This is a genomic window from Chryseobacterium sp. T20, assembly GCF_047345655.1.
In the GTDB taxonomy this organism is placed as follows: domain Bacteria; phylum Bacteroidota; class Bacteroidia; order Flavobacteriales; family Weeksellaceae; genus Chryseobacterium.
Genome location: NZ_JBLFDU010000015.1, coordinates 53,403 through 76,490, shown reverse-complemented (window position 1 = coordinate 76,490; position 23,088 = coordinate 53,403). Strand labels below are relative to the sequence as shown.

At 38.1% G+C, this 23,088-nt stretch carries 23 protein-coding genes; 11 read left to right on the top strand and 12 right to left on the bottom strand.

Going from position 1 to position 23,088, the window contains the following annotated elements:
* Window positions 1-5 precede the first annotated feature (5 nt).
* Window positions 6-569, bottom strand: a complete 564-nt coding sequence (gene hxlB / locus ACMA47_RS23045; RefSeq protein WP_413931656.1) for a 6-phospho-3-hexuloisomerase — start codon at window positions 567-569, stop codon at window positions 6-8.
* Between the two features lie 390 nt (window positions 570-959).
* Here hxlB and uvrB point away from each other — a divergent pair, with 390 nt between their 5' ends.
* Both uvrB and ACMA47_RS23035 read left to right on the top strand, forming a co-directional pair.
* On the top strand, window positions 960-2,936 hold the full coding sequence (gene uvrB / locus ACMA47_RS23040) for an excinuclease ABC subunit UvrB (protein WP_413931655.1): 1,977 nt from the start codon (window positions 960-962) through the stop codon (window positions 2,934-2,936).
* 186 nt (window positions 2,937-3,122) lie between these two features.
* On the top strand, window positions 3,123-4,703 hold the full coding sequence (locus ACMA47_RS23035) for a Na+/H+ antiporter (RefSeq protein ID WP_123865829.1): 1,581 nt from the start codon (window positions 3,123-3,125) through the stop codon (window positions 4,701-4,703).
* A gap of 124 nt (window positions 4,704-4,827) precedes the next feature.
* On the opposite strand, the gene ACMA47_RS23030 is transcribed toward ACMA47_RS23035, so the two are convergent.
* From ACMA47_RS23030 to ACMA47_RS23000, 7 genes are all read right to left on the bottom strand, one after another.
* Window positions 4,828-5,622: a hypothetical protein gene (locus ACMA47_RS23030; protein WP_413931654.1), complete on the bottom strand. Its 795-nt coding sequence runs from the start codon at window positions 5,620-5,622 to the stop codon at window positions 4,828-4,830.
* 120 nt (window positions 5,623-5,742) lie between these two features.
* A complete protein-coding gene (locus tag ACMA47_RS23025; RefSeq protein WP_413931653.1) occupies window positions 5,743-6,867 on the bottom strand; it encodes a hypothetical protein in 1,125 nt (374 codons plus the stop codon).
* A 110-nt stretch (window positions 6,868-6,977) separates the two neighbouring features.
* Window positions 6,978-7,379, bottom strand: a complete 402-nt coding sequence (locus tag ACMA47_RS23020; protein ID WP_413931652.1) for a hypothetical protein — start codon at window positions 7,377-7,379, stop codon at window positions 6,978-6,980.
* Window positions 7,380-7,426: 47 nt separating this feature from the next.
* Window positions 7,427-7,828, bottom strand: a complete 402-nt coding sequence (locus ACMA47_RS23015) for a hypothetical protein (protein ID WP_413931651.1) — start codon at window positions 7,826-7,828, stop codon at window positions 7,427-7,429.
* 216 nt (window positions 7,829-8,044) lie between these two features.
* Complete coding sequence (locus ACMA47_RS23010; RefSeq protein WP_413931650.1) at window positions 8,045-8,341, bottom strand: DUF3408 domain-containing protein; 297 nt, start codon at window positions 8,339-8,341, stop codon at window positions 8,045-8,047.
* Window position 8,342: 1 nt separating this feature from the next.
* On the bottom strand, window positions 8,343-8,750 hold the full coding sequence (locus tag ACMA47_RS23005) for a DUF3408 domain-containing protein (RefSeq protein ID WP_413931649.1): 408 nt from the start codon (window positions 8,748-8,750) through the stop codon (window positions 8,343-8,345).
* 1 nt (window position 8,751) lies between these two features.
* Window positions 8,752-9,519: a P-loop NTPase gene (locus tag ACMA47_RS23000; RefSeq protein WP_413931648.1), complete on the bottom strand. Its 768-nt coding sequence runs from the start codon at window positions 9,517-9,519 to the stop codon at window positions 8,752-8,754.
* A gap of 684 nt (window positions 9,520-10,203) precedes the next feature.
* On the opposite strand from ACMA47_RS23000, the gene mobA reads away from it, so the two are divergent.
* Entirely contained in the window at window positions 10,204-10,632 is a 429-nt protein-coding gene (gene mobA, locus ACMA47_RS22995) for a conjugal transfer protein MobA (protein WP_413931647.1), read from the top strand.
* The gene (gene mobB, locus ACMA47_RS22990; protein WP_413931646.1) at window positions 10,629-11,912 is read left to right on the top strand and encodes a conjugal transfer protein MobB; all 1,284 of its coding nucleotides are present in this window, start codon (window positions 10,629-10,631) and stop codon (window positions 11,910-11,912) included. The genes mobA and mobB overlap by 4 nt, the downstream gene beginning before the upstream one ends.
* Before the next feature lie 327 nt (window positions 11,913-12,239).
* Here the strand turns inward: mobB and ACMA47_RS22985 are convergent, their stop codons facing one another.
* Window positions 12,240-13,499 (bottom strand): NRAMP family divalent metal transporter, encoded by a 1,260-nt coding sequence (locus ACMA47_RS22985; RefSeq protein ID WP_413931645.1) that lies wholly within the window; start codon window positions 13,497-13,499, stop codon window positions 12,240-12,242.
* A gap of 161 nt (window positions 13,500-13,660) precedes the next feature.
* The gene (locus tag ACMA47_RS22980; RefSeq protein WP_413931644.1) at window positions 13,661-13,936 is read right to left on the bottom strand and encodes a hypothetical protein; all 276 of its coding nucleotides are present in this window, start codon (window positions 13,934-13,936) and stop codon (window positions 13,661-13,663) included.
* A 269-nt stretch (window positions 13,937-14,205) separates the two neighbouring features.
* Between ACMA47_RS22980 and ACMA47_RS22975 the strand changes: the two genes are divergently transcribed.
* The 6 genes from ACMA47_RS22975 to ACMA47_RS22950 all read left to right on the top strand — a co-directional run bounded on the left by ACMA47_RS22975 (window position 14,206) and on the right by ACMA47_RS22950 (window position 19,154).
* Window positions 14,206-14,802, top strand: coding sequence for a Crp/Fnr family transcriptional regulator (locus tag ACMA47_RS22975; protein ID WP_413931643.1), 597 nt, complete (start codon window positions 14,206-14,208; stop codon window positions 14,800-14,802).
* Window positions 14,803-14,940: 138 nt separating this feature from the next.
* Window positions 14,941-15,132, top strand: coding sequence for a DUF3606 domain-containing protein (locus ACMA47_RS22970; protein ID WP_240582336.1), 192 nt, complete (start codon window positions 14,941-14,943; stop codon window positions 15,130-15,132).
* 45 nt (window positions 15,133-15,177) lie between these two features.
* Entirely contained in the window at window positions 15,178-17,898 is a 2,721-nt protein-coding gene (gene ligD, locus ACMA47_RS22965; RefSeq protein WP_413931642.1) for a DNA ligase D, read from the top strand.
* A gap of 10 nt (window positions 17,899-17,908) precedes the next feature.
* The gene (locus ACMA47_RS22960) at window positions 17,909-18,094 is read left to right on the top strand and encodes a hypothetical protein (protein WP_413931641.1); all 186 of its coding nucleotides are present in this window, start codon (window positions 17,909-17,911) and stop codon (window positions 18,092-18,094) included.
* Window positions 18,095-18,115: 21 nt separating this feature from the next.
* Window positions 18,116-18,400 (top strand): hypothetical protein, encoded by a 285-nt coding sequence (locus ACMA47_RS22955; RefSeq protein WP_413931640.1) that lies wholly within the window; start codon window positions 18,116-18,118, stop codon window positions 18,398-18,400.
* A gap of 403 nt (window positions 18,401-18,803) precedes the next feature.
* Complete coding sequence (locus tag ACMA47_RS22950; protein WP_413931639.1) at window positions 18,804-19,154, top strand: YtxH domain-containing protein; 351 nt, start codon at window positions 18,804-18,806, stop codon at window positions 19,152-19,154.
* 72 nt (window positions 19,155-19,226) lie between these two features.
* Here ACMA47_RS22950 and ACMA47_RS22945 read toward each other — a convergent pair whose 3' ends face one another.
* A complete protein-coding gene (locus ACMA47_RS22945; protein ID WP_413931638.1) occupies window positions 19,227-19,487 on the bottom strand; it encodes a hypothetical protein in 261 nt (86 codons plus the stop codon).
* Window positions 19,488-19,551: 64 nt separating this feature from the next.
* Window positions 19,552-20,472, bottom strand: coding sequence for a phage integrase SAM-like domain-containing protein (locus tag ACMA47_RS22940; RefSeq protein WP_413931677.1), 921 nt, complete (start codon window positions 20,470-20,472; stop codon window positions 19,552-19,554).
* A 270-nt stretch (window positions 20,473-20,742) separates the two neighbouring features.
* Between ACMA47_RS22940 and mobC the strand changes: the two genes are divergently transcribed.
* On the top strand, window positions 20,743-22,737 hold the full coding sequence (mobC, locus tag ACMA47_RS22935; protein WP_413931676.1) for a conjugal transfer protein MobC: 1,995 nt from the start codon (window positions 20,743-20,745) through the stop codon (window positions 22,735-22,737).
* Window positions 22,738-23,088: the final 351 nt, after the last annotated feature.

Here is a 23,088-nt window from a genome sequence, read left to right as displayed (position 1 = left end):
TCTCGTTATTCAAGATTGGCATGTTTCGGCCAGAGTTCCTCTTTTGTCAGGCCTGAATCTCTCCACAGTGTCATAAATACAGCATCAAGGACCAAAAGGACAGACTGTTCAAAGAGACTTCCGGCATACTGACGGGACGCTGATTCTCCAAAGTCCGTCTTCACCGCCGCGTTAACAAGCACCACATGGTCTGAAAGGCTAGCAATTTTGCTATTCGAATCCGCTGTAATGCCAATAACAGTTGCATGTTGTTTTTTTGCCTTTTCAGCGGCGATTACAAGTGTCGGCGTGCTTCCAGAACCGGAGCCTACCAGCAGAAGATCGTCCTTTAAGATGGCGGGCGTAGTTGTTTCACCCACAACATATACATTTAAGCCTAGATGCATAAATCTCATGGCAGCCATCTTCAGTGCTAAACCGGTACGTCCGGCACCTGCAAAAAATATACGGTCCGCTTTCTTTAAATTGTACTCCAGTGTCTGTAGCGATACCGGATTCAGTACTGATGAAATCGCTTTAATTTCATCCAGGATTATATTTAAATTATTTATTGAACTATTCTCTTCCATTTTCTGTAGTAAGGATATTTTATCACCCGATCCTCTGATTTGATAATACAAAGTTATGCTGCCTGAGACGCCTGATATTATACATATAACATTATATAATATACATTTGCGACCTTCCTGACCACTGTAAAAGAGCGGGTTATATTTTAATAATACTGTATTGTATAGGGAGTGGTGTCGCTGAACCCAGAAAAAAGGTAACTGTGCCTGATCAATAACAGTCCAACGCACATTATGGCCTTACCAAACTATTTTACACCTGCTGGTCAAACATTAAATTCCGGAGGTTTAGTTTGCGGATCAATGAAACATTGATTTTCCCGGAACACCGGCAAACCGTGAATCAGTTTTTTAATTATATTTGTGTTACAACCAACTAACAGGAAACTTATGTCAAAAGGCCTTTTTATATTGCACTCAAAGTATATTCCAGCAGGAGACCAGCCGGATGCTATCGCAAGACTTGTTTCGGGAATTGAATCTGGAGCTACCCACCAGACACTCAAAGGTATCACAGGTTCAGGAAAGACCTTTACAATGGCCAACATTATCCATCAGCTAAAGCGTCCGACCTTGATTCTTGCACCTAACAAGACCTTGACTGCTCAGCTATATGATGAAATGAAGCAATTTTTCCCAGAGAATGCTGTTGAGTTTTTTGTCTCATATTACGATTATTTTCAGCCTGAGATGTATCTGCCCGGCAGTGACCGTTTCGTTGAAAAAGACTCTTCCATCAACGAGCATTTGGAAAGACTCCGCCTTTCCACCACAAAATCCCTTATTGAACGCAGGGATACTATTGTGGTCGCATCGGTTTCGTCCATTTATGGGCTTGGAGCACCCAGCGATTATAGCGCATTACAGGTTCGCCTGTCGCTGGGAATGACAGTTCAGATAGACCAGCTGGAGCAGGGCCTGGCACATTTACAGTACAGCCGTACGGAACGTGCCCTGAAACGTGGTAACTACCGGATCGAAGGAGATATCATAAAAATTTTTCCCGCTGATTCAGAATACAGGGCCATACAAATCGTTCTTAGTTACGGGATAATCACTTCACTAAAGTTTATTGATGCCGCTTCAGGCAAAGAGCTTGAAGATATAACAGCGTATTCAGTGTCGCCCAAAACTCTATTTGCACCTTCAAAAATACAGGCAACAGCAGCAGCGGACCAGATTATGACCGAACTTGATGAGCGTGTTGCACAGCTCAACAACGAAAATAGACTGGAAGAAGCTGACCGTCTTTACCAGCGTATTACCGATGATGTGGAAATGCTCCGTACTGCCGGATACTGTTCTGGTATGGAGAACTACGCAAGCTTTTTTAGTGGCCGTGATACCAAACTGCCACCCGTTACCCTTCTGGATTATTTACCGAAGGATGGCCTTCTGTTTATAGATGAATCACACGTCATGATTCCGCAGATTTCGGCAATGTACAAGGGCGATCAGGCGCGTAAAGATACCCTGATAGATTATGGTTTTAGACTTCCTTCATCAAAAAACAACCATCCCCTTAGTTTTGAAGAATTTGAGAAGATCAAACCGCAGACTATATTTGTTTCGGCCACCCCCGGTAATTATGAGCTGAAAGTTTCAGAGGACCGCGTTGTTGAACAGGTTGTCAGACCCACTGGACTTCTCGATCCCATTGTGGAGGTACGGCCATCAGCAAATGATATTGACGATCTGCTGGGCGAAATAAAAAAATGTGTGGATTCGGGCAACCGTGTTTTGATCACCACGCTGACAAAAGCCGCCGCCGAAGAACTCAGTGGCTATATCCAGAGTGAAGGTTTCCGCGTGAGATATCTACACTCGGATTTTAAGACCTTAGAAAGAACTGAAATTCTCAATGATCTCAGAGCCGGAGAATTCGACATCCTGATAGGTATCAGTCTGTTGCGGGAGGGACTCGACATTCCGGAGGCTTCACTGATTGCAATACTTGATGCTGACAGGGCTGGATTTCTGCGGTCAGCAAGTGCACTTATACAGATGATTGGCCGTGTAGCACGTAATGTCAACGGAAAAGCTATTATGTATGCCGACAAGATCACCCCGGCAATGAAGGCAGCTATTGACGAAACCGAAAGTCGCCGAAAACGCCAAATTGCTTTCAACGAAGAAAATCATGTTTCTCCCGTTTCCTCCAGCCGTAGACCAAATGCGGAGGAACCCCGCGAAGGAAAAAACTTCACCCACACAGAAGCTTTTTGTAAGAATCTTGAGGAGCTCTGCGAAAGGATAACTGAACTGGAACGTCAGCTTGTTGCTGCATCAGACGATCATGATGAAAAACTGACAGATGAAATCCGCCTTCAATTAGACGGTCTCTATAGACAGTTCATCTATATCTAAGTATTCGCATCCGATAGTTTTTAACGATACTGAGGGGCTTAGATCCCGCTAAATATATCATACAAAGATGCAATAACGCTGCACTATATAGAATTGCACATTATTTTAATGTGCAATTCTATATAGTGTTGAATTAGTTGTAGGATACTTCTATACGATCAAGTTTAGGAATATTATTTTTGCAAAATGGAAGAAAAATTTATTTTTTATCTGATCCTTGCAGTATTGATTACTCTTTTGATTATTCTGGCAAGAAAGATCAGGATCGCTTATCCTATTTTACTGGTATTGGCAGGATTAGCTGTTAGCTTCATTCCCAGTGTCCCGGTTATAACAATTGATCCCGAGCTAATTTTCATTATATTCCTACCTCCCCTGCTCTACGAATCAGCATGGAATATTTCATGGAAAGAGCTGTGGAAATGGCGCAGGATTATCAGCAGTTTTGCCTTTTTGGTTGTATTCTTCACTGCCTTCGCAGTTGGAGTTACCGCTTGGTATTTTATTCCCGGTTTTACCCTGGCCCTGGGTTTTTTATTGGGTGGAATTGTATCGCCGCCGGATGCCGTAAGTGCGGGGGCAATTCTTAAAAATGTGAAAATACCCAAAAGTTCCGCCGCTATTCTGGAGGGCGAAAGCCTACTGAATGATGCCTCGTCATTGATCATATTTCATTTTGCCATAGCCGCAGTAATGACCGGACATTTTGTTTGGTATGAAGCTTTGGGAAGCTTTTTCTGGATGGTGATCGGTGGCGTGGGAATTGGTATTCTGACAGGAAAAATCTTTATGGAAGTACATAAAAAACTGGATACAGATGTTAATATAGATACCATTTTAACGCTCATTGCTCCCTACATTATGTACCTTGCGGCTGAAGAAACTCACGCTTCCGGTGTATTGTCTGTTGTATCGGGAGGACTGTTTCTGTCCTATAACCAGCATAAGTTTTTGAGCAGTTCTTCCAGATTACGGACAATAAGTGTCTGGAACTGCCTGGGCTTTATACTAAACGGTACAGTCTTTATGATGATCGGTCTTGACCTTCCCCAGATTATTGCAGAGCTTGAAAATGTAAGCATTTCAAAAGCTATCGGATATGGTGTCTTGATTACCGGCGTTGTAATACTTATCCGGTTTATCTCTTCTTATGCCGCCGTAATTGCGACATTCATTGCAAGAAAATTTACGACGGTCGCAGCTGCCCAGAACCACGGATGGCAATTCCCGGTTTTCTTTGGCTGGTCAGGGATGCGCGGAGTGGTTTCTTTAGCTGCAGCACTTTCTATTCCGGTTTATATGGATAACGGTCAGCTTTTCCCGGAAAGAAGCCTCATTTTATTTGTCACTTTTGTAGTCATCCTATTAACTCTTGTTGTTCAGGGATTAACTCTCCCCCTTCTCATTAAAAAACTGAACTTACCTTCCGAAGAAAACGAAATGTCCGAAGAACAGATCAGCGCCAGTCTTTTTAAGGAAATGACAGCGGAAACTGTCCATTACCTCCAGGACAAATACGGTGATAAAATCCAGGATTATCCCCATGTCATGAACATGGTAGCAAAGTGGGAGAAAAAATATAATGATGTCGAAAATGTATGCCGAACTGCTCCGTCCAAAAATCTCTATATAGATCTTTTAGAATTTCAAAGACGTTGGCTGCTGAAAAAAAATGCAGAATACAAAGATCTGGATGAGGATATAATAAAAAAACATCTGATGCGTCTTGATCTTGAAGAAGAAAGACTACAATATTCATCTTTCTAGGATTGTAGTTAGGATTTCATATTTTGTTGATCTTTCTAATGCAGGAATCAGTGCTCAACTGATTCCTGCATTAATTGTCATTCAGGTTTTTAACTTTTCGAGTAAAGCAATAACCTCAATGTTCCTATAATTTCCGCCTTTTCTTATGTTCTTTCTTTTCATTGTCTTTAACTGCTTCCCTGATCGGCTGTTTAAGTCTATTTTCCGAGATAATTTCATCAATTCCAGATTTATTCCACGGCACCAACTCGGCCTTAAAGTCAAGTCTGAGGCCCGTTTCTTTCAAACCTTCCATCTCCTCCCATCCATTTCTTCGGTTCCATCCCACCGGATCAAGGGTTCTTGAATAAGGAATTTCAACAAAAATTAAATCTATGGGGTAGTCCAGTATTTTATCCCATTCTCGATCTCCTATTTCAAAATTTTTGGGATCGTAAGGAAAGGCATAGACATTTTTATCCTCAACATACCAATCCTCCAGATCATCAAAACGTATACCCATTGTTGATAGAACATCTTTAGGCCTTAAAAGATCAATCCTTGCATCTGCATAAAAGATGTGCCCTCCAATTTCAACCGTTGGAAGTTCTCCATGTTTAATTCTTCTTGTCAGTGCCACCTGATCGACCATGAGCTCAAAATCGGTCAGCAAAAGAATTTCCTCAACAGCCTTATTATATTTCTCTGCCATCTGCTTTGGTGCTAGCGTAACAAACTGAGGAGGAGTTATAGTCAGGTTCTGCCTACCCATCTTGTCGAAATGATCAAAGCGATATCCCTCTTCACCTAGATCGATCATGTCCTCTAATGTGTAACGGTTTTCGGGGTTGGCCCTTTCACGAAATTCGAATTTCTCCACATCAACAATAAACTCAATTCCGTAATCTGGATCTGTATAGATCGGTAGTTCTTTTTCCATAACTCAGCTTTTATTATTTTTATTAATTTAATTGCTGAGCTAAATTCTACTGTAGCGTTAAATATTTGGAGAATTGCAGAACATTGAGGTACCATTTTTCCTGAATTTTCCTATCTAATTTCAAAATTTTGGCCTCTTCCCTTTCTTGGGATTCTCTATTGCTGATTTTTCATTTTTGATCAATAATTTTTTAGCTTCTATTTGATCTTGCGAATGATACAGTTCAAGATATTTATTAATGGGAAGAAGTCTGCTCAATATAGAATTACTGGATATATTATTCGCTTTATCGACTAAATTGTCAATATGTTTCATTGCTTCATTTACACCTGACTGCTTCATATTGCTGGCTGAATGTTCAGAAAAAGGAATTATCACCTGTGCATTGTACGGTTTGTTGTTTTTTTCATAGATTATGGTCAGGTCTTTAGCAGGATAGCCAGTGTCATTGCTACTCGCAATAATATAATTTCGGTATTCCTGCAGAGTAAAATCAGGATCATTTTCTGAGATCTGGATCAAGGTCTTCAGATCTGGATTTTTAACTGTAAAATCACTGTTTAATAAAGCGGTTCCATTGATCTGCTGTTGTGACGGTTCGGCAAAATGAAACATTTTAAGATCCTGATAATATAGTTCAAGATCTGTAAGGAAATGAAAATTATTGATAACTGCAATTGGATCTAAGTTTGTAAGATCCGGAACTTTAAACTCTATTGAATTTTCGACCGTTTGATCTCGAAGCAGATCGACGATATGGCCATCATTCATATTGCAGTATAAGTAATAGCAACTTTCATCATCAATAAAATAATCATACCGATACGCTGTTAATTTGATACTATCCATAGCGCCGTTCAGTGGTCGAAGTGAATTAGCAATAGCATCTATTTCATAAACTATACCCGCAATATCAATTTTTACGCGTTCACCGGATACCCTTCGTCTGAGGACCTCCTGATCCACGATGATGTCAAAATCAGTTTTATTTTTAATGTCATCCACGCTACAGCCGTATTTCCGCATCATACCTTCCGGATCAATCTCAGCAATTCTTAGAACGCTTACTTTTACTGTTGACTGAGCAAATTCTTCCTTACTTTTTTCGGATTCATGAAAGATATCATCAGCGGGACCTAAAGATCTTTCCGTAGGAGTATTTTTATTTATTTTACTGTAAAAAAAATCGTAATGGGTAAGATGATCAAGCATTTCGTTGAAAAACAACAAATTATTTTGGATCATTTTTTTCAATTAAAACTAATCTATCAATATCAAATTGAAATTTGGTACCGCATAGTTCAATTTCAGGTAGGTTTGCTTCCATACTCTTTTTATTATTTATGAATATCTAGTTAGATCCCTCTACCCTTTTTCCGGGATTTACTCGGGGACTGTGCCTCATTATTTTCCAGCCTTCTCAAAGCGACCTCAGATAAGATCTGGCCCACAATTTCTTTAATCGGAACGGGAACAGAAACTGAGGCATCTTGCTGGAGGTCTTTTTTATTGGTCACTTCTGCTAACCAATCAATATAACTTCTGGCATCATCCATATTAACAGGTTCCATTTTCCTGTAGCCTGCACTTTTAGAATCATCAAGTCCGATGTAAAATCCGTAATCAGGAAAATCAAGCTTATCATAAACGATTATAATGTTGTCAATTGATTTTTGGGAAACATTATTTTTATGACTGGCTATTATCCGTCCTTTGTATTCTTCGATCACATAATCGGGATCATCCTTTGCTATCATAGCTCCTTTTTTTTATTATTACTGATTAGTGCCTTAAAAATTCAGTATCAGATAAAGTCTCCGATATCAAAATTGTCGAGAGCATTATTCTGGTTCTCTTTCGGAATGACATTATGCTTTTCCGATAACGACTTATCCAAAAGCCTGGCGATCTTCTGCGAAGCCCCATCGATGGACTGTTGCATCATCGCAAGAAACTCCGTTCCCTCCATTTTGTGGAGGATATCACTTGTTTCTTTTTCCTGGGCTGCATCCAGATTGTCCTGCTTCAACAGATCCCCAACTTTTGTAAGTTCATTTAAAGAAACTGCCTGCCCAAATCGGTCATCATCCGCTGGAATATTATCGGTTTCGTCAGGTTCCTCAATATTAGAACTGGAGACATCTTCCTTCTCCAGGTCATTTCTGGTTGGATCTTCGTTGCCCTGATCCGCCTTATTTGTCAACATTTGTTCGATTAACTTTTTCCTATTGGCAAGCCAGACGGGTGTTTTTGCTTTTTCAGGAACTGTGACCTTCCCTATAACATCCGGTTCAGCTATCTGCTCAACCTTTCGAAATATTTTCCGCTGTGGTTTTATGAACCTAACCTTATCGACCAGTAATAGTATAATCACGACAATTAGGCAGAACAATATTACGGTCTGTATTAAAGTTTCCATGACTTAAAAAAGTGGCTTTGATTTGTCCTTGAACTCCCTGACGAGCATTTCTTCAAAAAGCGTGAAATGATGTCTTAATATATTATCCAGTAGCGCATACAACGGTATTTTATCCTCACCGATTACATTGGCGATTCTTGCTAATCTGGTATGATGCTCGCTGCTGACATAAATGCTCTTATCGCCACGTTTTTCCATCAAAGTAGCTGAAAGGAAAAGCGATTCATAACTCACATTTTCATAAGTTACCTGCTGATGAACTTTAACAGTAACTTCAACCTTTCTATTTTGCTTTTTCATTTTATAAAATGGGTTTAAATTTTTTATTGAAATAATCAGTAATCTCATCCCCATATTCTCGGAAATGATTTTCCAGTATATTGTCTATATAGGAATACAGCGTTATTTTGTCCTCACGTGTCAACTGCACTATGCGCAGAAGCCGTTCGTGATATTCCGATCGGATATAGACAACCTTTCCACTCCTCCCGGTTAGAAAACGGTTGACAAGAAACAGTTCTTCGTAATCCATTTTTTTTCCGGATCTTGGTCTGGACTTCTCAACTTTAGGCGTGGGAATTACATCTTTATCGGTGCTTTCCTCCGGATTTGCCGCTGGTAAAGGCTCATCGCCACTCATAATGTTCATCAGGTACTCCTCATCTATGATGGGTTTCTGAAATTCTTTACGATCTTTCTTTATTGCCATCTCAGATATGAATTATTTTTAAAAATTCTTTAACAAATTCATCTACACGCGTAGCTTTCAAAATCTGTAAGTCGGCAGGCAGCAGCGTGGACTTGAAAACATAGCTTCCTGTGTCATCAATTTCTTTCCGAAACCGTTTACTGTCCATGATCCTTGTTGTCATACTCTTTAGCGATAATCCCTCTATTACAGTTTGATAAGAATCATAAAGACCTGTCTTTTCCCTGCCATCAACCTGATTCCAGAATAGAAACAGTGATTGTTCAAGGGCATTTTTGTTCTGTGCGGGAAGTTTCAGAAAAACCTCACTGAATGCCAATGTACTCTCAACGACCAGTCGGTCTGCGGTTATTGGCGAAAAAATAAAGTTCATGCCCTTTAAAGCACCGATAACACCCTGCGTATTTGCAGTTCCGGGGAGATCGAAAAAAATAATATCCGGCTGAACGGAGCTACTCTCACAGTAGTCAAAGGCTTTTTCAAGTGCGTTCTCCGCCTTACACTTAATGATCGGATAAGCTTTCTTATTGATCGAATGGAATTGCTTTACGGCCAGCCTCTTATGAAAATCACTTTCCATAATGGTACGCTTATCTCTTTCGCGCATACCCAGAAGGCTGTGCTGCGGAAAATCGCAATCCAGTACCACGATATTATATCCAAGACGATAATGCAAAACGCTCGCAAGAAGAATCGTCATTGTCGATTTACCAACTCCGCCCTTTTGCGCATAAATGCTTACCTTTAAGGTTTCTTTCTTTTTTTCCATATTATATTATTTTATAGCTTCTTAATTTTATAGTTGTATCAAAGAGCAAGAACCTAAGTTTACAGATGCGTCGTAAAATATATGCATAGTCAGTATTACTGGTTTAAAAATGACCTTGCATAAAGGCTCATATCTTATTTGTAAATCATATGTAGTTCTTAAAATATAGTAGGCTGGTAAAAAAACTTCCTCTATTTATGACCTCATATTTTACCAGTTTTATGCTTTTACGCTTTTATAGTTTTATGCTTTTATACTTTTATGGTTTTAAAACCTAATACTTTTATGCTTTTACAATTACTTGCTTTGTAAGAGGGTAAATTGACCATAGTTCTTACCGACATGCTCTATGCAAAAGAAGGCAACTGTAAGGGCTGTAAAGCAGAAGCTTTACTACCTTTCCTCTTTTTACCTACGGTTTCCGAAAGCTCTTTATGATGCGAGCTTTATTCTATTCTTTCTCATATCTGTTCCCAAGAACAGAGCAAGTTGTGTTTTGAGTGCCTCAAAACTCGTTTTGTGCCCCAAAACTACTTGCTCTGCCGAGGGCTGGGTAATCCTCCGAAGTCGGATTTACCTTTTATGTTGTCTTAGATATCTTATGAATCAGTAGGAAAAACTAGGTTTTTAATGGCTCATGAGCTTGAATGTTCATCGCTTTCAATTAGGTTTTGAAAAAAAGATATGACAGCAAATCGGAAGGGAGGTCGAAAACCCAAAATCGACAAAGCAACCCATCGTTATGTTTTCCGTCTCACGGATACAGAAAACGCAAGGTTTTTATCATTATTGGATCAATCAGGACTTGACAATAAAGCTAAGTTTATTGTATCTCTATTGTTTGAAAGGAAGATAAATTCGGTGATTATAGATAAAGGGGCTATGGATTACTGCACAAAATTAACGCAGTTTTTTGGTCAATTCAGGGCAATCGGGGTAAACTATAACCAGATCGTAAAGATCCTGCACACAAATTTCGGTGATAAAAAAACAGTCTTTTATATAGGAAAACTTGAAGGACTGACTATAGAACTGGCTAATATCTGCCGCGAAGTTTTGATCCTCAGCAAGAAATTCGATAGCGAAATTCTTGCTAAAAAACAAAATTTATGATAGCCAAAATAGGACGTGGCTCAAAAATCTATGGTGCGCTGCTGTATAATCATAGCAAGGTATTGCAGGATAATGCCCAGATTTTACACATGAACAATATGCTGCAAACACCTGACGGAAACTATACGACCGGACAGTTATTTGCTTCATTCATGCCATACCTTGCCGCTAATAAGAACACAGAAAAAACTACGATCCATATTTCTCTCAATCCAGATCCGCATGATATTGTTTCGGATGAAGACTTTATCAACATTGCAAATGAATATATGACCAAAATGGGTTACGCCAATCAACCCTATGTGGTTTTTAGGCACAATGATATTGATAGAACACACATCCACATTGTATCAACAACAGTCGATGAAAACGGAATAAAAATATCCGATGTTTTTGAGAAGAAAAGATCAATGGAGATTTGTCGCCATATTGAAAAAAAATACCATTTAGCTCCCGCAGATCAAAGGATAAGTGGTGGTGAAGGTTTTACCTTTTATCCTGTCGATTATAACATAGGAAATATAAAAAGTCAGATTGCCTCGATTGTACGCTACCTACCAGATTATTATAGCTTTCAGAACCTAGGTAGCTACAATGCTCTTCTTTCACTTTTCAATATTACCGCTGAACATGTAAAAAAAGATTATAGAGGTGAGGTCAAAGAGGGATTAGTTTATAGTGTTCTGGATGCTGGAGGCATTAAAATAGGTAATCCATTTAAAGCATCCCTGTTTGGAAAACAGGCGGGACTTATAGCCCTTCGATCACATTTTGAAAAGAGTAAAATAGTCAGTCCCGAAACTAAAGCAAAAACCAGACAGACTATTTCTACTGCCCAGACGATAATCTCCAATGAAAAGGATTTTACAGCTTATTTAATAGACCAGGGAATCAATACAGTAATCAGAAGAAATGAACAGGGCAGATTGTATGGAATTACCTTTATAGATCACAATACCGGAAATGTATTCAATGGTTCTCATTTAGGCAAACAATTCTCCGCCAATGTATTTCAAGAGCTCTTTTCAGCTAATGACAAAAATGAGAACTTGAAAACCGATCTCTTAACTCGCCAAAAATCTCCTTTGAGTAATACACAATCTCCAAAAGAAGATCTGCATCCTTTATTCGATTTTATGATTAATACCGGAAATATTATAAGTGACTGGGGACTGTTGGATGCGCTATTGCTTAATAATATGGCCGAAGATCCAGAAGAGCAATTATTCGAGTTCAATATGAAGAAAAAGAAGAGAAAAAGTCGCCGGAACAAAAACTAAGATGATAAAAACGAACAAAGCGCTTACCTCAATTTTATGAGAAAAGCACCGAATTGGCTTCGGTGCTTTCGCGCTTTATTTTGACAAATAACTCCTATAGGGATTGGAGTTCTCTAATTTAATGATTATTTTAAATATTTAAATATAGCCCCTGTCCAAATAGTATGTTATTGTAATTATGATATAAGGGAAATTACAAAAATACGCATCAAAACATGCTACATCGGATTAATTGCTTAACGAGAAACTTATTAATACTCATGCATACCTCTTATTTTAAAAGTTACTTTTAAATCTGGGAGTTCCAATATAAGATTGTGTATTGAATTAACGGAACAGAAAGAAAATCAATCCTACTGCCGCTATCGTCATTAGGGCAAAAGTCAAGATGCCCAAAATATTTGAAAGTCTTGTGTTTGTATGCTTTCCCATAATCTTCCTATTATTTGCGATGTGCATAATAACTGCTATCATAACAGGAGCAGTCAAGCCATATACGATTGCCGTATAAAGCAGGGCTTTAATAGGGCTTACACCGAAGAAATCCAGCGAAAGTCCTACAAGAAGTGAAACAATTATAGATCCATAGAACGGTTTCGCTTGGGAGAACTTTTTATCTAAACCTGCCTTCCATCCGAAAGTTTCCGCAAGCATATAAGATTGTGACCCAGCAAGCACCGGAATTGCGAGCATTCCCGTTCCCAGAACTCCTGTAGCAAAAATTAAATAGGTCAGCTTCCCTGCCAGTGGTTCAAGTGCTTTTGCGGCCTGATCCACGGTGTCGATCTTATGGATTCCACCATTAAAAAGAACCGTTCCCGTTGTAAGTATCATAAAGAACATGACCATATTGGATAGCAGCATGCCCAAATTTACATCGGTCTTCATTTCATTTAGTATCTGCTTGTCAACCACGATTGAACCCTTGTGCGACTGATCTTCTGCTTCCATAGTTGTCTGCCAAAAAAAGAGATAAGGGGAAATTGTGGTGCCTAGAATCGCTACAATAATTGAAAGAAAATCTTTGTCAAATTTTATTGTAGGTATCAAGGTTTTTTTTGCGACCAATAACCAGTCCTGACCAACCATAAAAGGTACGATTATATATAGCAATAAACTTAAACACAGCCATTTCAGGATCATTGATATTTTCTGATACGAGTAGTTTATGATAATAAAAAGAAGAATTGCCGTAATAACAATACAAAAGGCTGATACCGGAATTTTAGGCCAGATCATATGGGCTAGAGCCCCCATTCCCTGGATATCGGCTCCGATATTGAGGGTAATTGCAGGAAAACTAAAAAGCAGCATGCTATAAAGGATAGGCTTCGAGTAATGTTTTTTTAGTGTTACTGTCAACCCTTCGCATGTTACCAGACCAATCCTCGCACACATACCCTGTATGGCAGCCATCAGTGGAAAAGTAAGCAGCGCAGTCCACAAGGTGGACAGACCAAATTGTGCACCTGCCTGTGAATAGGTCGCAATCCCCGAAGGATCGTCGTCACTGGCGCCGGTTATCAGTCCAGGACCTAATTTTTTAAAAAAACCCAGGATTTTTGAGTCATTCTTTGCTTTTGACATAGGTATATTTTAAATCGGTTTACTCACAATTAATTGTATTAAAGATATCAAAAATTACGCCTCATAACATGGTCAATAAAGCTAGCTCAAATTTTAATAGTCAGTTTGCCAAGAAAAGCTCTAACCCGACCAAGATACTGCATTTTAACTGTTTATTTTAATTAGAGTTTTTTGACTATTCTCCAATTGTCATTCTTCTTATTATATTGCAAAAACCAACTTCCGCCGGGAAGCTTTTCCTGCGGTCCCGCGGAATATTCACCAACTTTAATTACTACTCTATTTACATGGACTTCGGAAATTTCTGCATATGCTTTTTCACCTCCGCGAAATTCAATAATTGCAGGTACGGATTTTTGCCCAATCTCAGGATCGAATAAAAATTGTGCAGTACCACCAATCTGAATAGTGACATCGTCAAAAATAAGCCCGTTCATAAATGTAAAAAATATAAGTTCGATAAATTTCGGAATGATCTTTCAGATCAGTCGAAAGATCAATAGACCACGTATTTTATTAGCGCATCTTATAAACAATTGTTCAATGAATTTGTTTTTGAAATTTGTTATAATACAATAAATAATACCTTATCAGAATTTCTTAAAATCTAGCTGAATTTGCATTCCCTTTATCGGTCTAATATTTGTATTCTCATGCTGGCGGCTTAGGTAGAATGGAGTGTTAATTGTCAAAAAGTTTATTATTCATGGTAATTGATGAGAATTTACTAATTAAATACGGTGCTATTTTTCACCATTACGCTGCAAAAGAAACAATTTTTAGCCGAGGTGATAACCCAGCGGCCTATCTGCAGATCAGTAAAGGAACTGTAGAGCTCAATAACTATCATGAAGATGGAAAGGAATTTACCTTAAATATCCTATCAGCAGGTCAAAGTATCGGAGAATCACTTCTGTTTGGAGGGAATCATTATCCAATGAACGCTGTAGCAAAAGATGAATGTTCCATACTGTATTTACCAAAAACACAATTCTTACAGCTTCTGGATGAAAATAAAAGTATTGTATTCAGACTTTTAGGGCATCTATCAGATAGATTGTTTTATAAATACACCATGCTTTTTGGTAACTCAGCAAACGAGCCGATCCCTAAAATACTGGCTCTTCTGGATTATTACAAAAGATCTGCGTCTGTGGAAGGACAGTTTTCTTACTCTTTTCCCTTGACAAGACAGCAAATTGCAAATTTGACGGGACTGCGTGTAGAAACTGTAATCCGTACCGTTAAAAAAATGAATGAAGAAGGACTAATACTTGTTAAGGATAGAAAGATCTTTTATTAATGCCTGATAAAAAAACTGCGTTAAATGAAAAGAAATCAATCGAATTTATATCACCTGATGTTATATAAATATTTGATTGCCAGCTTAAGGTTTAATTAAAAATCGAAATACTGAATTGTAATCTTTTAAACTATTATTATGACAGACAACAAATCAAAAAAAGGAAAATCCGACAGAAATAAAGTAAGCGGATCAGAGAATTACGAAATCCAATATTTTAAGGAAAAAATGGGTGTGAGTTCCCAGGCAGTTACAGGAGCTATACGGGCTACCGGATCAAACGATAGAAAAGTGCTAACAGATTATTTGAAGAAGCGTCACGGAAAGTAAAACCTTGTTTTTCATTAATTCGAATAACATTTAAATTATAAAGCTATGGGATTATCTAAATATCGCCAAAAACGTTCGGAGGAGAAAACCCCTGAGCCTTTTGGCGGGAAGCCGAGTGGGAAAGAGTTACGCTTTGTAGTACAAAAACATGATGCTTCCCATTTGCATTATGATTTTCGTCTGGAAATGGACGGCGTTTTAAAAAGCTGGGCGGTTCCAAAAGGGCCATCGTTGGACCCTGAAATCAAACGTCTGGCCATGATGGTCGAAGATCATCCGTATGATTACCGCAATTTTGAAGGCATCATCCCTAAAGGACAATACGGTGGCGGAACAGTGATTGTGTGGGACGAGGGAACCTATGAAGCCGTTGATTTTGAAGGGGAAGATCTTAAAAAGATGGAAAAAAGTCTGCTCCATCAGCTCTATTCAGGAAAAATAAAATTCAAACTCAATGGCAGTAAGCTCAAAGGTGAGTTTGTTCTTGTGAAGGCCCATGGAAGGGGCGAGAATGGATGGCTATTATTTAAGCTTGATGACAAATATGCCACAACAGATGATGTTACACTTAAAGATAAATCCGTTATTTCAAAAAAGACCATTGCCCAGATGGAAAAATCTCCGGACAGGGTGTACGGGAAAAATATCATCAAGAAAGATACCACAGTAAAGGATAAAAAGTCCACCGCAAATGAGGCCGCTGAAATAATAACAGATCAGTTGGAGGCTGTATCTGCAGACGGAATAAAAGCATCGAAAAAAGTTGCCGAATTATTAAAAAAGGCACCCAAACAGGCTTTTTATACCACTGTGGAACCTATGCTTGCTACCCTTGTCGATAAACCTTTTGATGATGAAGGCTGGATTTATGAAGTGAAATGGGACGGCTATAGGGCCGTAGCATTTATGAAAGATAGTAAGGTAGAGCTTAAATCGCGCAATGATAAAAGCTTTAATGAAAAGTTTTATCCGGTATATGACGCGTTAAAAGATATGGATCTTGATGCAATCATTGATGGTGAGGTTGTTGTACTCTCCAAAAATGGTACCGCGAATTTCGGTTCATTACAGAACTGGCGGAGTGAAGCGGACGGCGATCTGGTTTATTATATATTCGATATCTTATGGTACAAAGAGAAAGATCTTACGGAATTAACACTTTGCGAGCGTAAAGCCATATTGAAAGAAATCCTGCCTAAGAGCAATAATATATTAGTAAGTGAACATTTTGAAACTTCCGGTATTGCTTTCTTGGAGGAAGCCAAAAAACTCAGTCTTGAAGGGATTATGGCCAAACGGAAAGACAGCATTTATCATATCCATAACCGTTCACGCGATTGGCTCAAGATAAAAGCCAATAAGCGGCAGGAAGTAGTCATTGGCGGATTTACCTTAAACGACGATTCCAGCAAACTCTTTAGCAGTATCCTCGTTGGCGTATATGAAGGTAAAAAACTGGTCTATACGGGTAAGGTAGGCACCGGGTTCAATGAGAAAATGCAGAAAGAAATGATGTCGCAATTCAAGCCTTTGATTTCAAAGAAAGTGCCCTTTGCCGAAGAACCCGATGTCAATAAACCTTCGCGGTTCAGACCCAATCCACCCCATGCGACCGTAACATGGCTTAAACCCGAACTTGTCTGTGAGGTAAGTTTTACGGAAATGACCAGCGATGGGGTAATGCGGCATCCATCATTTGATGGTATGCGGGAAGATAAAAGTGCTAAGAAAGTCGTGCTTGAAAATGAAGAACCTATTGAAGAAATAATCGAAGAGGATAATACAAGGTCAATTGTACCTTCACGATCTGACAATGGCCGTAAGACCTTGCTGAATCCTAAGGATAAGACGCAGGTCAGAAAGATCAATAAGCACGAACTAAAATTTACCAACCTGGACAAAATATTCTGGCCGAAAGAAAAAATTACGAAAAGGGATCTGATCAACTATTATTATCAGGCAGCACCATTTATCCTACCTTATCTAAAAGGAAGGCCACAGAGCATGAATAGGTTTCCAAACGGAATAGAGGACGAAGGTTTCTATTTTAAAAATGTCACTGATACAGCACCCGAATGGGCCGATACTTACTTGTATCACAGTGATTCTGATGATAAAGACAGGCATTATCTCGTCGGAAAAGACGAGGCGACATTACTGTACATGGCCAATTTGGGATGCATCGAAATGAATCCCTGGAACAGTACCGTCAAAAAGCCGGAACATCCCACCTATTGCATCATCGATCTAGATCCTGACAAGAATTCGTTTGATCAGGTAATTGAAGCAGCACAGGTTACTAAGCAAATTCTTGATGACATGGGCGTACCCTCATATTGTAAAACGAGCGGCTCAACAGGATTGCATATATACATCCCATTAGGTAATAAATATACCTATGAACAGTGCAAGGAATTTGCACGTGTTATTGTAACGCTGGTGCATCGAGAGCTACCTGATTATACCAGTCTTGAACGTGCTATTAAAGATCGTAAGGGGAAAATGTACCTTGATTTTCTACAGAACAGGCCGCATGCCACTATTGCCTCGGTTTATTCCGTTCGACCTAAACCTGGTGCCACTGTATCAATGCCTTTGCATTGGGATGAAGTCAAGAAGGGCCTAAAAATGTCTGACTTCCATATTTTCAATGCGATAGAACGAATGCAGTCTGAAGGTGATATTTTTAAACCTGTTCTTGGTAAAGGTATCGATCTAAAAGCTGCAATAGAAAAATTTTCGGATAATCAGAAATTAAACAAATAATAAAGAAATTATGAACGTAAAACGGATATTCGGAACTATTCTGACAATATTAGGGATAGGAGGATTAATTTACACAGGCTATGAGCTCATCATGAAAAGCACCGCTTATACGAACTTGGCGGTAGTTGGTATCTTGGCGCTTATTTTCTTCTCTTCTGGAATAAGTCTTGTCAAGAATACCAAAGATGAGTCTTAAGAGTGATTTAATATAAGCGTTATGAGACATATTAACTTTGACAATACACATATTTATATAGGTTGTCTGGGAAAGTTTAATTTTCGACCGTTAATGGAATGCGTGTATATGGAGGTAATTATTGATTTTTCAGATGGTGCTATTTCCACGGGTGATATCGAGGTAATTGAGCCGGATCAAATTAATATGTATGTTGCTCCCTATACAACTGTCGCTGGAACTGCCATAGCAGCCAAAGCATGGGTTTTACAGAATATTGAAAAATCGGATGTTTGGAAGGTAACTGAAAAATATATCGATAGATAACCAAAATTAAATGCATGAAACACGCAAGTCATCCAAAGGATCATGAGTAATATTTGTTTCTGGATCAAAACATTGTTAACGAGGTACTGCGCGGGTGAGGAAATTCTTTTATTTTTTTCCAGATCCATCTCTTAGATTAAGATCACCGTACTCGTACATTGTCTTGCATAAGCTTTCATTTTTGTTAGAATCACAATTTAAAATATAGATTGTCGACAGGCTAACGTTTTAAATCATATCTTATATTGGTAACCAAGAATAAATTAGTTAATAGGTCTAATTACGGTCGAATGTTACGACTATTACCTGAAAATTACTTTTAACTCGAGAAGAGCTTAAATTGGTATATTAATTGTATTTTTTTGTATTCAGTTATTTATAAACCACTTAAAATATATATACAATGTGCAACGAAAAAAATAACAAAACGGGCTTGGTTCTGGGAATGCTGGCAGGTGCTGCTATTGGAGCGCTTGTAGGGCTCCTATTTGCTCCAGATAGTGGACAGGAAACCAGAAAGAAAATAAAAAAGAAATCAGAGGATTTAAAAGATCAAGCGAAGAATACATATGGTGAAGTTACCGAAGCTGTAAAAGATCAGTATAACAATGTTTCCTCAAATATTAAAGACACGGCAAACAATGTAGCCAGTACGGTAGCCGAAAGTTTCGATAAACTTAAAGGCAAAATGGCATCCAACCTAGAAGATGCTAACGTACAGGCCGGGTCAAAAGAAAATGATCTTAAAAAATAGTATTTACTATATCTGGACAAGTGGATAACGACATCTTATCCACTTTTTTTCCTCGTTCACATGTAAGAATAATCACACGAAGATTCGATACCGTAATGAAATCGCACGCCAGATATCATTGGCCAGCTCCCGGTCATTACCATGTTCAAAACGCCACTTTCCCTCCTCTTTAATCATTTTCTGAACAACACCATCTAAAAGTATGCTTATTTCCTTAAGATCTTTTTTCAGATCCTTTTTAAGTAGAATGACCTGATAATCCTTTAATTTATAAGTTACCCGGAATACCTGTTTGTCAAAATGCTCCTCATATTTGCCAATTGTGTCCTGCATAGAAAAAAAGTTACGTGTAAAATTCTCCCTAATTATATGAATTTTACAGCAAAATATAAATACTTCAATCGATTACTGATTCCGAAAAGTCTATTTTAAAAAATTGGTGTGTAGAAATTTTCAGTGCAACTGCGATATTGTCACATCTCATGTACCTAAAAAAAGAATTCAGCGACTTGTGGCCCGTTATCTTCATGAGGTCAAACGGACTTATTCCAGCGAGATAGCCATTAGTTGCAAAGGTTCTCCTTGCAGTATGACTACTTGTTAATGATGAAAGCTTTACAATTTTTTCCGTTTTCTTCGCTCCTTGCGTTCTAAAAAAAACAACGTCTCTTTCAATTGTAGACTTTTCAACTATTTTCTTTAGCGTAGTATTATAGTGCGATTCCGAAAATCCTTTTTGTAGGGAATTACCGTATTTTCTAAAGATCTGCATAACGATTATTGCGGCCGGAATAACGACAGGACTACCTTTTTTGCCCGTTAATATTTCGAAAAAAACATGCCCATCCAATGTACGTTGCCGTACAGCGATATTTTTTAAAAATTTAAACATATCTCCAACTCGCAGACCTAAGAAACACTGACAAATAAAAATATCGAGGACTTTTTTCTGGCCATTTGGCAATGATAAATTATACAATGTCCTTAATTCCTCAATACTTAAAGCGATTGCCGTGGTAATTTCCATCGGGTATTTTCCACGTTCTCCACAGTAATCAATTAATTTTTCACCGCAGAATCTTCTTATCCAAAATCGAAGTCCGTTAAGTCTTCCTGAAATAGTATTTTTAGCCAGGTTTTTTTCAAGCAAAAATTGATGGAAATCGCCTACAAGTTCTTTATTTACGTCTTCCATTCTAAGTAGACCACGCGTAGCAACTACAAAATTATGTACGACACGGATGTTACTGCGCATACTCCGAATTGTGGATGCACTATATAAATCCCCGTCTTTCTTTTTCACAATTCCCAATTCCATATCATCCATCACATTCCGACAGCGATCAATAAAACATCCCATTATCTTTTATTTAGTAATATTTAACTCCAATAAACGCTTTCTTAAAATTTAAAGGCTCCAAAGATATAACGGTAATACAATATATGCAATGCATAACATCTGATATTAATCAGCTACATATCAATTAACTAATCCCCAGAATTGAGACAATATAGGTCTTTATAGGTTTCTGTAGTTCACATTGAAAAATAGTCATAGCCATCCTTATATCTATGCTGAAAACAGTTTATTATGCAAGAAGACGATTTACGGGGATTAGCCAAGATTATGGCCTTTATGCGCGCAGTAAGTATCTTATTGGTACTGATGAATTTCTATTGGTTCTGTTATTCTTCCTTTCATGAGCAGGGATGGACCCTTGAAGTTTTGGAGAGGATATTGAAGAATTTTCAGAGAACCTCAGGCTTGTTCTCTAATTCTTCTTACAGCAAGTTGTTTGCCCTGATTTTATTGGCGCTCAGCTGTTTGGGCACAAAAGGGGTGAAAAATGAAAAGATAAAATGGAGAAAAATAAATACCTGTCTAATCATAGGTTCAATCTTGTATCTCTTAAATTTCCCCATTCTCCAAATTTCTGCGTCGCTATATATGCTAACAACCTCTGCCGGATTTATCCTACTTATGGTTGCCGGATTATGGATGAGCAGACTGCTTAAAAGCAGGTTAATGGACGACCCTTTTAACAACGAAAACGAAAGTTTCTTACAGGAAACCAGACTTATCGAAAACGAATATTCGGTCAACTTACCTACCAAATTCTACTATAAGGGTAAATGGAACGATGGATATATTAATGTGGTGAATCCTTTTCGTGCAGCAATCGTTGCTGGGACGCCAGGATCTGGAAAAAGCTATGCTATAATCAATAATTATATCAAGCAACACATCGAGAAGGGATTTTCAATGTATGTTTTCGATTTTAAGTTTGATGATCTTTCTGTCATTGTATATAACCATTTGCTGAAGCATTATGATAAATATAAAGTCAGACCACAGTTTTATGTCTTAAACTTTGACGATCCACGTCGCAGCCATCGTTGTAATCCTTTAAGTCCGTCATTTTTGACAGATATATCAGATGCATACGAATCAGCATATACCATAATGTTAAACTTAAATAGAACATGGATTCAGAAGCAGGGCGATTTCTTTGTTGAATCTCCCATAATACTACTTGCTTCAATTATCTGGTTTCTTAAGATTTATCAAGACGGGAAGTATTGTACATTTCCTCACGCTATTGAACTTTTGAACAAGAAGTATGCAGATCTTTTTACCATACTTACAAGTTATCCCGAACTTGAAAACTACCTAAGTCCATTCCTTGACGCGTGGGAAGGTGGAGCTCAGGACCAGCTCCAAGGACAGATCGCATCGGCTAAAATACCATTATCAAGAATTATATCTCCAAAACTCTATTGGGTAATGAGCGGAGACGATTTTAGTCTTGATATTAACAATCCCGACGCTCCCAAGATCTTATGTGTAGGAAGTAATCCTGATCGGCAAAATATATATTCAGCTGCTCTAGGACTTTATAATTCAAGGATTGTCCGTTTAATCAACAAAAAGAAGCAATTAAAGTGCTCCCTAATTATCGATGAGTTGCCACAAATATTTTTTCGGGGACTAGATAATCTGATCGCAAGTGCCAGAAGTAATTTAATATCGGTCTGCCTGGGATTGCAGGACTTTTCAATGTTAACAAGGGATTATGGCGATAAAGAATCTAGAGTAATACAAAACATTGTTGGTAATATATTCGCAGGACAGGTTGTTGGGGACACTGCAAAAACCCTTTCAGAAAGATTTGGGAAAATTGTACAAAAAAGACAGTCCATAAGTATCAATAGAAATGATACAAGCTCATCCATTTCAACGCAGCTGGATAGCCTGATTCCCGCATCTAAGATTTCAACTTTATCACAGGGAATGTTTGTAGGCGCTGTTGCTGACAATTTTGGGGAGAAAATAGACCAAAAGATATTCCATGCCCAGATCGTAGTAGATAATGAAAAAGTTGCCAATGAAACCAAGAATTACATACCGATTCCACAGATTCGCTCCTTTCTTTCAGAGAAAGGAGAAGATAGTATGGAGAAAGAAATTGATGAAAATTACCGCCAGATAAAACTTGATGTTTCAATCATAATTGCGAATGAGATTCAAAGAATTGAAAATGACCCAGAATTGAAACATATAATTAAAAATTCCAAAACCTGACAAAAGATATACTAACATGTAGTATCTACCAGCAGTTTTCTAAATATTATTGAAATGAAATTTTGACAAAACCTATATAAATATTAAAAAAAATACACGATATAGATGTATGTAACAATTTTTATGACGTTTTAAATTTAGTATTAAAAGAGTATCTCGAACCATTATAAATGGTATTGCTACTTATCACACAATTATGACCGACTAAAACATTTTGTTACATAATCAATGACCGCACTTACATATTCTGTGTATGTATAAGGGTTTTCCAGCTTAGGTGATTATGCCATACGTCCTCCATAATAAGACGCATTAAAAGAAACATTATAAATCCTTTCTCAGAAAGTTCTA